This window comes from Sporobacter termitidis DSM 10068, from assembly GCF_900130065.1.
GTDB lineage: Bacteria > Bacillota > Clostridia > Oscillospirales > Oscillospiraceae > Sporobacter > Sporobacter termitidis.
Genome location: NZ_FQXV01000010.1, coordinates 123,963 through 137,839, shown reverse-complemented (window position 1 = coordinate 137,839; position 13,877 = coordinate 123,963). Strand labels below are relative to the sequence as shown.

Annotated in this window: 2 protein-coding genes; both read left to right on the top strand. The window is 56.1% G+C overall.

All coding sequences use genetic code 11. The features are described from left to right. Positions 1-4 precede the first annotated feature (4 nt). Positions 5-3,607 (top strand): Ig-like domain-containing protein, encoded by a 3,603-nt coding sequence (locus BUB60_RS13925; protein WP_073080208.1) that lies wholly within the window; start codon positions 5-7, stop codon positions 3,605-3,607. Between the two features lie 712 nt (positions 3,608-4,319). Beyond that, positions 4,320-13,802: a beta strand repeat-containing protein gene (locus BUB60_RS13920; protein WP_073080206.1), complete on the top strand. Its 9,483-nt coding sequence runs from the start codon at positions 4,320-4,322 to the stop codon at positions 13,800-13,802. Positions 13,803-13,877 lie beyond the last annotated feature (75 nt).

Here is a 13,877-nt window from a genome sequence, read left to right as displayed (position 1 = left end):
TGTCATGAAAAGAACGAAAACAAATAAGCTGCTGGCGATACTGCTGGTGCTGGCGATGTGCTTGTCGCTGCTGCCGATGACAATGGGCGCGGGGGCTGCCGCCGACACGGGGAGCCTTGTAAAAAACCTCAAAATCTCTTCTCAAGCCGAAAAAATTCAGGTCGGTGATACTGTCCCGCTGTCGGTTGAGGTTTCTCCCAATTCTGCTGATGCCACTCTCAAGTGGAGCAGCTCAAACACGGCTGTCGCTTCTGTGGACGCCAGCGGAGTAGTCACCGGAAAGAGCGCGGGGACGGCAACAATCACCGTCAGCGCAAAAGAAGGCGCCGGCGGTGCGGTTACCGGCACCTGCACGGTCACAGTGGCTGACGACCCCTATTCCGTTGAGGTCTATGTCCCGAAGGGCGTGACGGGAGAGAAAGGGCTGATCGTCTATCCGACCTTGGGCTTCGATACGGACAACCGCGACACCTTCAAAGCTGAAAGCGCCATTACAGCCTTCAGCATGGACACGAAAACCGACGCCAAATATGATATTTACACCATGACGCTCAAGCGCGGAACATATTCCTTCCGCGCTGTGGACGGCAGTGGTAAAAGCCTTGGCGGCGGCGCGTTCAAGATTCCCGCGGAAGCCGGCTACGAAACGTATCAGAGCCATGACGACACTAAAATCTATCTGCGTCTGGTTGAGGCATATGTCGCCCCGGATGACGGCGGATCAAAGGCTGCCGCCAAGGATTACACCGTTAACTTAATGAACAAGATCGGCGCGGTTACCTGGGGCGCGCCCTATGTAAATGCCAAGGGCTATGAATGCTATCCTGCGCTTTCATATGTGAACGGGAACGCCCTGCTGTATTACGCCATTTTTGCCCCATCCCAGGCCTACGCGTCGGCACATGACCTGGGATATGCTATATGGAAAAACTACGCTATTCAAGCCGATAACAGCAAGCTGGATTTTGCGTCTGAGCTTAACAAAACGTCAACCTTCACTATTAACGCCCCGAAGGGAGCGGAGGCGGCACTTTACACGCAAGTACTTAATTACAATGCAGAACGCATAGACAGCGTTAAGACCACCGAGCTGGCAGACGGAACTGTTGATCATATATTCAATATAGCGCGCAGCAGCGACATGACCTATCGCGTTTCAATGGAGGGCATGAGGACGAAGGCGGGCTTCGTCAACAATGTCTCCGGTAACAGTATGGAAGTCAGATTTGACGCGTCAGAGTCACCGAAGGCGCAGGATACCTCCGGCCAGACGTTCGACGAGAGCAGTCTTTTGCTGAATATCAATGAGCGCAACAAGCTCGATTTGAACGTGGGCGAACAATTTAAGGTCCGTGCTTACCGCGCGGCCTGGCAGATAATCCAGACCATAACCGACAATATTATGGTCGAGCCGGACTTCCATTATAATATTATCTCCGGTGACGACGTCATATCGATCGATACGATGGACGGCGGCAATGCAGGCGGCAACTGGGCTTGGGTCACCGCAAAGAAGGAGGGCGTTGCCATCGTTGAAGTGAGCTACGACGCCCTGTCTGTCAATGACGACGGAAAAACCATGTGGGTAACAAAATCCGATGGGTTTTACGGCGCCTCTGACCCGGTCCGTACCGGGGTGTTCGTGGTAACGGTCGGAGATAAATACAGAGACGTCTCCGGCGTCAACTGGGACGCTGAGTACGACACCTGCTATTTCCTGGGCGATACGGGTACGATGACGATCGAGCCAACCGGGAAGAACGCCGCTGTTAACGTCGCGTCCGTTCTGGGAGGTCAGATCAGCGCGTGGAAGCAGGTTTCCGGAGCTGCGGGGAGCTTTGATGTCCCAATAGAACCCGGCAACAACATTATACGTATAGAATCCGACGGATTCACGGATTATTACGTGGCACGCGGCGCGAGACTGACCGCTGTTATTGATAATAATGTCGAGGGACGCGATGAGATATATCCCGGTGATACGGTGTCTGTGAGCTTTAAGGGGCTGTATATGCCAGTGCCTAAATTCGCCGGCATTTACAATCCCGGCTTCCCCAGCACGGCGTACGCTTCCTACGAAATGAATGGGGAGAGATATTTCAGCAGCGGAACGCAGTACCATCTTATTCAGCCGGAGGCAAACCGGATAAAAATTGAGATTCCGGAAACCGCGGCCGGATCGATTGCGCTGACAGCAGGCAAGCTCTCCCTGACTTCGATGGGTTCGAAATATGGAGCGCATCGTGAACTTACGGACGTCGGAGTCCCCGCGAACTTCAGCGCGGCAAATCTGCGTATGAAAGACATCAGGCTGCCCGATATAACGATAGAGATATCACAGCCGCCTGAGGGCTGGGATAATTCGAAGACCGGGCAGGCAGGCGCCAATGGCAGCGAAGCGGCGGGTATAGGCAAGACCCACATCAAAAGCTATTATCCCACGACCGGCCTGACCTTTGATTTGACCTCGAGCGAAATAGACGGATATGTGACGATGAGCTTTGAGGATTACGGCGTGCGCCTCAACGATGCGGATTTCAAAACGCCGCTGGGTGCCATAATCTCACCCACACAGGTTCCCTATAAGGCCGGAGACAATATTGCCGTTGTCACGATGCGGCTTCTTGACGCGTTGGGTATCGGATATAAAAACACAGGAACGATTCAGAACGCTTTTTATCTCTCCGCCATTCAGAACTTCAAGCTATCCGACGGTACGGAGATCGAGTCCTTCGGAGAATTTGATTCCGGAGCCGGGTCAGGTTGGATGGTCACGTTTAACAACTGGTATATTAACAGCAGCACCTCCGACTTTAAGGTGGAGAACGGCGACATCATAAGGTGGCAGAATACCTGCCAAATCGGCGCCGACATCGGCTGCGATTGGGAAAACGGCAGTGCCGAAATTACCGGACTGCGTTTCTACAACAACTTTGGCGAACTGTCCCAAACGTTTAACAATGACGTGACTGAATATACATATACGATCCCCTCGTCGGTCAAGAGCATACAGCTGGAGGCCGTCCAGGAAAACTACTGGGCAAGCCTGACATGCACAAGCAACGGCAAGACCTATAAGCCCAAAGCGCCCATACCGGTGGAGGACGGCACGGTAATTGAGCTTTACTGCGCATTTTCCGAGTTTGCCGGAGGTATTCCGAAAGATACGGACAGCCTGAAGCTTACGATTAAGCTCTCGGATACGGCGTCTGCGCCGAATGTGGGAATCTCCCGCGAAAGATTTGTTACCCTCCTGGTACGCGAGGCGCTTGGCGTTGATATTTGTACAGCCGACGGCGCCATGGGGTGGGCCGTGTCTGCCGGTATCACCGACGGCACGAGCCCCGGCCAAAGCATTGACCGCGAGCAGTTTGTGACGATGCTCTACCGCTATGCAAATCAGGCCGGGATGGATGTGAGCAATAGGGTTGATCTGAGCAAAGATTACATTGATATAGGCAAGGTGTCCCGCTGGGCGGCGGGTGCGATGTCCTGGGCGGTCGCTGAGGGCATAATCGACAGAGGCACGACGAATATGATTATGCCGAAGGGCATGGTCTCAGCACAGGAAGCGGAAAGCATGCTGAAAAAATTCGCAGAGCTATAACAGATCAAGGGTTGGGTTTCGGCGCCAGCTGTGGAATGGACACAGTGCGAATAATTAAATAGAACAGAGGCTGAATTATTCCCCAAAGCGTCTTTTTCGACGCGGGGAAGGTCAGGCGTCGCGGACGGTGAGAAGCCCTGCGGCGCGTGGAACCGGCGCGAAAGCGCGGGAGACGGCATTCGGCGCCGGTAATCACATACCTTAGCTGGCGCCTGTTACTGTAAGCGTTAGTATTTTACAAAGTCTGTCAGTTCTCAGGCGGCGGGTGCCGCCGGGGGCGATGAGTCGGTCACTGGCGAACGTAAAGGGGGTGGTATCCCGAAGCGGCGCGGGGAAGGCTGGACTGACGGATGCGTGGAGAATCATCCGCGAACGCGAGCACAGGAGAACGACTATCCAACGCATGGATTAGCCTTGTATTCAATTTTAGAGTTGAAGTTGAATATGAGGCTGATTGTTTTGCGTGGAGCTTTCCCTGCGAGGAAGGTTGTATTGCGCCTCTGGACGGACAGTAAGTACGGAGGTGCTTTTTACAGAAAACAGAAAGAGGATAACTGCCGGTTTTTCACAAAAAGGCTATAGATAATGAGGGCATTATTGCCCGCGAGGGCGGCGCGCAATCCCGGCCGCGTGCGCCAAGCCTTTATGACCACATCGCTAAGGCGCGAAATTAGCTTATCAAGCTAAGATGATTCATGAAAGAGAGTGTAATATGAAGAAAACGGGACGGTTATTGACATTTTTGATGTGCGCTGTGCTCATATTGTCACAGGCGGTGCTTCCGGTGACGTATGCCAGAGCAAACGGCGACGGCCTTGTCGGCTCTTATGAGTATATTGGCGGCACAGACACTGGAGAGGACAGCGCTACGGTGCCTACCGATGAGAGCGGCGCCGGGACACCCGCCGGTGAGGATGGCGCTGGGGCGCCCACCGACGAGAGTGGCGCTGAGACGCCCGCCGGCGAGGACGGCGCTACGGCGCCCACCGACGAGAGCGGCGCCGGGACGCCCACCGGCGAAGACGATGCTGGGGCGCCCACCGACGAGAGCGGCGCTGAGACGCCCGCCGGCGAGGACGGCGGCGACAACCCCTCCGGGGACGAGGAGCTGTCGGTACTTGAGCAGCTTCGCTTGAGAATAGCGGCACTGCCCGAGCCCGAGGCGCTTGATGGCCTTGGCGAGGCTGAGCTGGAGGCTGTTCTCGCAGAGTGCATGGAGATAAACGCGCTGATAACAGCCTTGGGCCTTATGCCGGTGGAAAGCACCATGAGCATTATGAGCACCGGCGATATGCCGGACGATACGTCGGGCGATAGACTAACGGACGAGGAATACGGAAAGCTTGAGACTCTTATCGCGCTGCTCACCGCTGAGGCGAGTTCGTGGACGGGTACGGGAACTGAGCAGGACCCCTACATAATCGCCGACGCGGCGGGCCTGGCACAGCTCGCGACGAACGTTAACAGCGGTACAAGGTACACAGGCACGTATTTTGAACTTGGAGCCGACATCAACCTGGACAACCAGCCGTGGACGCCCGTAGGTACGTCGGCTGCCAATCAGTTCGAGGGCTCTTTTGACGGAAAGAACTTTACCGTATCCGGGCTGTATATCAACATGGCCGGAACCAATCTGGGCTTTTTCGGTTATATCGGCGCGGCTGAAATCAAGAACCTGACTGTCAGCGGCAGCGTCACTGAAACCTCCGCTCAAAGCACCGCCGGCACGAATATAGGCGGTATAGTCGGATACGTCAATGGTGCCGCAAAATTGACGAACCTGACTAACAAGGCCAATGTAACCATGCTCCGCAACTATGCGGGCGGTATCGCGGGCTACGTCAGTGGCGCGGCGATTGTTAAAGATTGCCTGAACGAGGGTAATGTAAGAGCAAACCAGTATGCGGGCGGCATTATAGGCGGCATCCCCGCAGGCTCTGTCAGCCACTGCATAAATAAGGGGAATATCAATGACTCCGCCGGATATTCAGGTGGTATTGCGGCAATTCTTTCGACGGGTAAAATTGAATATTGCACAAATGAAGGATTCATTTCCGGCGGCAATATTAAGGGCGGAATAGTGAGCCGTATCGACAGCACGGGTACAGTGGACGGTTGTACAAACAAAGGCACCGTTCAGCTCAGCGTCAACAGCTATGCGGGCGGCATCACCGGCGACCTGATGGGCGCCGGAACAATTAAAAACTGTATAAACGAGGGTCCCGTCTCTATTCCAGGCATAGGCGCGAGCGCTTACCTGGGCGGCATTCTCGGCGGCGCGGGATCGTATGCGGGCATCATCACCGGCAACGTGAACACCGGAACAGTCGGAGGCTCATTGTTCACGGGTTGCGCTGGCGGCATTATAGGCTACGGAACCTCCGCGACGGTTAAGGTTGAGAACAATTATAATTTAGGAAAGCTACTCCATGCGGGCAGCAATTACATCGGCGGCGTCGCGGGCAACCTGACGGCGGCCGGTGTCAGCAACTGCTTCTCATATTACCTCGATCAGGACGGCAATGCGCCTTTCGGCGTACTCGGAAAGGGAAGCCCCGGAGCTGTGACGAACTCCTTTTATCTGAGCGACGCCGCAGTCGCTGGGTTTAAAGGCCTGGCGAAAAATGCCGACGCGTTCAAAAATGGCGAGGTCTTATATTATGTCAATGGGGCTTCTGCGCATAAAGTCGTGTGGAAGCAGGGAACGCTCTATCCGGAACTCGCAAAAGAAGGCGAAACGGTAAGCCCTGTTTACCAGGTTAACCTTGCGCCCCGAATGGTTGGGTATGAAGGCGTAGAGGCGGCGTTCTCCGCTGCATTCAACGGCAAGGTCGTAGGGGACGCCGCCGTCGGGTCAAAAAGTGTTTATGTGACGGGGGAAACAACTGTAGAATTTACCCTCACCCACGCTACTGGGGACATAAGCGTTACCATAACGGGCGTCACGCCTGCCCCGTCTATTGAACCCGCTAAAATAATCAATGGAACCGTAACGGTTGCCGGCGATGATATCAGGATTATATATACACTGGGGGCGGCGAACCCCAATGATGCCGATATCAGCTGGTATTCCGATAAGGATGTGGCATTTATCCTGAACTCGCCAGGCGAATTCAATGGGTTTGCGTATCTGGTAAACCAAGGAAAGGACTTCGGTGGGAAAACAGTAACACTAAACAGCGATATCGACATAAGCGGCATGGAATGGACGCCTATAGGAAGTGCGGCGAGACCGTTCAACGGCGCCTTCAATGGCAATGGAAAAACTGTGAGCGGGCTGAAAATCGGCGGTGTCTCTAATCCTATAAATGGCGATTATCAAGGCCTCTTCGGGTACAGCACGGGTGCCATAAGCAATCTCAAGGTGACGGGTGAAATTTACAGCACCGGCGGATACGTCGGCGGTGTGGTAGGCTATTCGACCGGTACGCTTAACGGACTAACCTTTATCGGTACGGTTGCTGCTACAGGCGCGTCCAGCGATTATGTCGGCGGTGTGGCCGGCTATTCGACAGGAGCAATCGGGGCGGCCGCAGGCTTAGTATTTGGCGATACAAGCGATCCGGCAAGCAGCGTCACAGGGCGCGATTACGTCGGCGGTATCGTCGGTTATTCAACGTCTGCGGTCAATAGCTCGAAGAACTTCGGCGCGGTCAGCGGCAGAGACTACGCCGGCGGTATCGCAGGGTATTATACAGCCACAGCAGCGTTGCTAACGGCGAACAACAACGGCGTGGTCATCGGCGGAAACTACGTCGGTGGTATTGTAGGGTTTTACACAACCACAGCAGCGTTGCAAACGGCAACAAACAACGGCGCGGTCAGTGGCGGCAGTTATGTCGGCGGCATAGCCGGCGCAGCATATGGACCGCTTGGTAACAATACCTTTGCGACCAGTGTGAAAAACACTGCTGCCGTAACTGGTACAGGTAATTATATCGGCGGCCTCGGCGGGTATCTTAAGTCTGCCGCCGCAACCACCAGAACGGTATCCTACGGATGCAATACCGCTTCGGTCACCGGTTCCGAAACCTCCGACTGTGTCGGCGGCGTCCTGGGCTGGGGTGACGGCCTTGTACAGTATACATACGCGGCGGGTGAGAGCGGCGCGATCACGGTAACAGGCGGCACGAATGTGGGCAGTCTTGCCGGATATATTGACAGAAGCTTAACGATAAGCTATTCATACGCTTACGCCAATGTAAATGGCGGCGTCGGCGGCGCGCTTGCCGGCGGGGTGAACACGGGTGTTGAGGTCACTTATACAAATTCCTATTACCTCGCCGAAGCAGACGATGAGGACGAGGCTAACGCTAAAACAGCGGCGAGATTCGCCTCCGGCGAGGTGGCGTGGCTGCTGTGCGGTGGCGACGGAACGCGTAACACAATCTGGGCGCAGGAGCAGGACACGCTGCCCACTCTTGCGGCAACGAGTAAACCTGTGTTTAAGGTAAGCATTACCAAAGCTGCTGAACCGGACGGCTCCACGGTGAATATAACGAGCGGGTCCTTCGGCATACCTGGCGAAACAGACGGCCAGGGCAAGCAGTGGGTATATGTGACCTCGGGAGAGAAGTTTGAGGTTACAGCGGTCACGCCGGGCGTTGCGCCCGACGCCGTGTACATGATCAGTTTTGTCGACCCGCTGGACGTTGCGGTCCGCTCCCGTGCAGATGACGGCGCGAAAACGACGGCGGTTTATTCAGTCGGTCCGATAACTGCGAACTACGACGGGAAGTATACTTTTGCGCCGGACGTTAAATCGGCTTACCTCTGGTATGACCAGGACACGAACGCCGCGACGTTTACGCTGACGACCGAGGAAGATCTTAAAGGCTTCGCGAATTTGGTAAACGGGCTTGACGGACGGGCGCCCACAACCTTCGCAGGCAAGACTGTTGAGCTGGGCGGTGATATTACCATTATCAGCGGCAACTGGACGCCGATCGGCACCTCCGCCGCGCCGTTCCAGGGTGCTTTTAATGGCAAGAGTCATAAGGTTAGCGGCTTGACCATTTCAGCCAGCGGCACAGACCAGGGGCTGTTCGGCTATATCAGCGGCAGCGCGCGGGTCGAAAACCTTACGGTGCTGAACGCGAGCATTTTAGGCACAAATTCGACTGCTGGCGGCATCGTGGGTACGGCCGCGGACAGCAGCGTCCTGTCTAACCTCACCTTCGGCGCGCCTGGCGACGGTTCGACAGTAAAGGGGCAGAACCAGGCCGGAGGTATCGTCGGTAATGTGACGGCTAACACCGTGACAATGACGAAATGTACTAACTACGGTTCAGTCGCCGGCACGCTTTTTGCAGGCGGCATTGCCGGGCAGACGGCTGCCGGTACAAAGACTGCACCCTTCGGGATTACGAACAGCCTGAACGAGGGCGCCGTATCCGGCACATACAACGTGGGCGGCATCGTCGGACAAATGGGCGGGTTTGTCGTCCTCAGCGGCTGCGAAAACAAAGGCGACGTCACCTCCACCGGAAACGCCGCGGGCGGCATTGTCGGAGTGACAGGCAACGGTAATACATCTGTTTACAACAGGATCGAGGCTTGCTCGAACTCGGGCAAAATCTCTGGCGCCGCGTATACGGGCGGTATTGCCGGCTTGGTGGGCAACTACACCAATTTCGGCAAGCCCAATGATACGAATGGCGAATATGCATGCACAAACACGGGCGACGTTACCTGCGCAGGCGCGATGTCGTCTGTCGGCGTGGGCGGAATCGTCGGTCAGACGGGTGTATACGCTATATTTTACAAAAGCGAAAACTCAGGCAAAGTCAACGGCGGGATTGCCTGTACGCTCGGATCATCGATCTCCGGTGTGGGCGGCATTGCCGGCAGGACGGGCGCCTTCTCCGAGCTTTACGATAGTGTGAACTCGGGCGAAGTCAACGGCACTATCAGCAACACAGGAGCAAGCTCGAGCGCCGGTGTGGGCGGCTTAGCCGGCGTTATGGCTTCCGGCAGCAATGTCAAATCAGACTATGCCTACGCGAAGCTTAACGGATGCACAAACACCGGCTACATTAACGGCGTCGTATCCAGCACCACCGTCGGCGGCAGCGGCGTCGGCGGCATTTTAGGCCTTGTGACCTGCAGCGGCAACAATATTATTAATTGTTCAAACACGGGCACTGTTACCGGCAGCAATAATGCGGGCGGCATTACGGGTCAATCGGGACCCGGCACCAACTATACAGGATGCTCAAACGCGGGCGTCGTTAAATCGTCCGGTAACGCCTTTGCCGGAGGCATTGCCGCGAACATCGGCACCGGCAGCACAGTAGTGAATTCCTATAACACAGGCGACATTATCGTCGCCACCACATCGGTGGTCTCCGGCGTGGGCGGCATCACAGGCACCAATCAAGGCTCGGTCAGTACCACCGACTCCGCCCCGAGCTTTGTAAAGAACAGTTACAGCACAGGCACCGTTAAAGTCATCGGTTCCAGCTCTACCATCAACGTCGGCGGAATTACCGGGGCGTTTATGACAAACAACAGTAATAACTATTTCTACAAGCACAATGTCCTTGTAGGACCGAGCGAAGCCGCGCTTGCCGTTCCCGCTCAAACGGGAGACGAGGCTGGCGCCGGCCGCAACACCCCCATTCAGGCAGGTGCGGCCGAGAGCGGCGAGCTGGCGTGGCGGCTTGACAAGGGCGACACGAGCACGCGCCTGAACATATGGGGTCAGGATACCGTTAACAAGCAGCCGACGCTTGACACCGATACATATAAGCCTGTCTACAGGCTTCTGGTGGAAGGCGCCGCACACGGTGCGGTGACGCCCGAATATTCGTATGCTTCCATCGGCAGCGGCGTGACGCTGACAATAATGCCGGACTCAGGCTATACGCTCAAGGCGTTGGGCCTGAAAGACAGCGTCGGGAAGTACTACGCGCCGACCGTCTCCCCGGACGGCACAGCGGCGACGCTTTCCATGCCGGCGGTAAACCTGACGGCGTCCCCCACATTCGTTCTGTCGTCTGAACTTCAGGGCGGGCCTTTTACCGTCACCTTTGACCTGAACGGCGGTGTCGATAGCGACGGCACCGCGGGCACTCAGACGGTCGACGCAGGCAGCAGAGCCGTACAGCCCGCCGATCCCGCAAAAGTGGACGCTGTCTTCCTAGGCTGGTACGACAAGGCGGTCGCGGGAGCGGACGGAAGCGGATACCTGAGTGTTGACTCATTCGATTTCAGTACGGCAGTCGCGGAAAATATAGACCTTATCGCCTGCTGGCGTTCCGTCAACAGCGCGATCGTCGTGTTCGAGCTGAACAGGGCCGCGGGCGCGAGCGGCAGCGCACAGGTGCCGACGCAGGTGCTGGAGTTTGGCAATAAGATTGAAAAGCCCGCCGACCCCACGTGGGAAGGCAAGACGGAAGGCCAAAAGTCAAGAACGTATGAGTTCATAGGCTGGTATACCGCTCAAACGGGCGGAACGGCGTGGAATTTTGACAATGCCCTTCAAGCGGCAGACGCTTCCGGCGGCGTATTCGTGCTCTATGCCCGCTGGCAGGAAAAAATAACATTGACCGACGGATACGAAATCAATGACCTGGAAGGCCTGAAGGATCTGGGTATAAACGTTGCAGGAGGCGAAAGCTATGACGGTTATACGTTCATCCTCAGCGCGAACATTACCTTACCCGCGGATTGGGCGGGCATTGGCGGGGCGAACAAACCGTTCAAAGGCGAGCTTGACGGTCAGGGTTATACCGTTACCCTCAATGCTGCTGTGACGCAGCCGCTGTTCCAGGAAATAGGCGAGAATGGATTTGTGCATGGCGTCAATGTCGCCGGGAACCTTGCGGGCATATCTCGTACGAATTTCGGCTGCGTTGCGGGTACAAACAAGGGGACGATAGATAACTGCGCCGTGACCCTCACGGGTGAGGGGAGCGTGTTCGGCAACTCCAGCGGCGGTATTGTCGGTATCAATACCGGCGGCACCGTCAGCAATTGCACAGCTACGCTGAACATCGACTTCAACGGTGCCAACTGCGGCGGTATCGTCGGGACGTCGACACTCGGCGTCATTACAAACTGCAGGCTGACCGGAACAAGCGTACTCAACAGTACAACCGATGTGGCAGGTTTATATGCAGGTGGAATCGTGGGCATGGTAAGTCTCACCGAGGTGACGCATTGCGTTGCCGAGGAAGGCGCCTTGTTGACGACTGCGATAGGGATGGGGAATCAGGGGCGCGTCGGCGGCATTATAGGAAATTACGCCGGCAGCAGCGGCAACACAAGCACAGGACTTGTCAGCGACTGCGTGAATTATGCCAATGTGAATTCGAAAGGTACTTATGTCGCTGGAATCATAGGCAATATCGGAGGTTTAACTGCCGGAGCAATCACCCTGCGGATCACTGACTGCAAGAATTACGGCAGTATAACAGGCGGCGGAATTGGAACGGGCGGCATCGCGGGGCGTGTGGACATGTCTTGGCCCTCCTCCGTGATCAACGCCGAAATAGAAAACTGCGTTAACTACGGTGATATTTCTAATATTTATCCGACTACTGGTCAGTCCGACGCGGGCGGGATCGTAGGACGTATTCCCGGAGGTTCGTCCTCCCCTATTATCAGGTTAACCAACTGCGGCAACGAGGGGAGAATAAGCGCCATATGTGATTATGCCGGCGGTTTAGTGGGCTTTGCGGGAATAGGAAATATCTATCTAAAGGACAGCTACAACAAGGGTGTTGTTGCAGGCAGCAACAGCGCCGGTTCAGGCTGTAAAACCGGTGGCGGTCTTGTGGGGGCCTGTGGTTCGACAAGCTATGCTACCTTGTTGAATATTGACAATTGTTATGTGACGGGCGATATTGAAGGCTTCACGACGTATGCGGGCGGTCTTGTAGGAAGTGTCGTTGATAAAACACAGCTCACCGTAAACAAAAGCTACTGGGAAGGCGATTACACGGGCAGCTCCGCTGCCACCGTCGTGGGCGGCATTGTCGGCAACGTCTCCACGACGACCACGGCCGTGACCGTTGCGGCGATCAACGTTTACTGGGCAGGCGGCTGCGGAGACGCGGCCCCTAACACGGTGGGCGGCATCTTCGGGAACATCGGTTCACTGACGACCGGAAGCGTCACCCTTTCTAACGCGTACTGGTATGGCGGCGGGACGTCAATAGGCATGCTGGGTACAGTCGCCGATGCCTCAAACGTCAGCGTGTCGAACGCCTACTACAGGCTTGACACACCGGCGGACGCCAATCCCAACGCCTATGGAACAGCGAAGGGCATGGACACGTTTGCAAGCGGCGAGATAGCGTATCTGCTGGACGGCGGCGCGGACGGAAATCGCGGAGTATGGACCCAGAACAAGAACCATGACCAATCACCACTCAACGTTCCGGTCTTTGGCCAGCCCAAGTTCTACCCGGTGACGCTCTATGTTGAGCTGGACGGAGCCTCGGTCCCGGCGGAGGGCTACGCGGCAATAAACGACAGAAGCGACGGTATCTATCTTGGCGCGGGCGCGGGCATCGATCTTAAAGTTGATCTCCCGGTATATAACAATGAGCCGTTCGGTCCGCAATTCGCGTATGTATATTCCGCAACTGTTGCCCCGACGGAGGGGGGCGAAGGAACAGACGCGCTTGTAATGCTTGACGACGAAACCGATGTAACGGTGCGTATTGCACGTGAACAAGTCGGCAACATAGATAAACCTGAGGGCCCCAAGCCGCCCGCAGATACTGAACCGCCCGCCGACACGGAGCCACCCGCGGAGCCCGAGCCGCCCACAACGCATACAGGTACCGGAGAAGGAACAGGAGAAGGCACGGGTACCGGCGGTATCGGCAATGAAACGGGCGGCGCCGGCGGCGACACCGGAGGTGCCGGAGCCGGGAGCACGCGGCCTGCCGGTTCCGCACAGAATCAGCAGACGAAGCCCCAGACATCCCAAATAGATATTCCCGAGGAGACCAAGGCGGAAGAGCCCAACGACTTGCAGGCGGCCGAGGAGCCTGAAGTGTCGCCGCCGGAAACCAGGGAGGAGAACCTGAAAGTCGGCACGGATGTGGAAGAGGTCAGCCGACAGAACAATCTGCCCATGATACTTATCATCAGCGGCGCGGCCGCGCTGGTGGTCACCATTCTTACGACAGCATTGGTCAGACTGAAAAAGACGAAGAACAAGTCGGGATCGATGAAATAGCGGCAATACCTCCGAAAAAACACCAAATGAAGCGCTTGCCGGGGAGGCGTTAACCCGGCAGGCAACTTCATAATG

What these genes read in the sequence shown, in the direction of transcription:
- BUB60_RS13925 (WP_073080208.1), top strand. Translation starts at nt 5, where the DNA reads ATGAAAAGAACGAAAACAAATAAGCTGCTGGCGATACTGCTGGTGCTG.
- BUB60_RS13920 (WP_073080206.1), top strand. Translation starts at nt 4,320, where the DNA reads ATGAAGAAAACGGGACGGTTATTGACATTTTTGATGTGCGCTGTGCTC.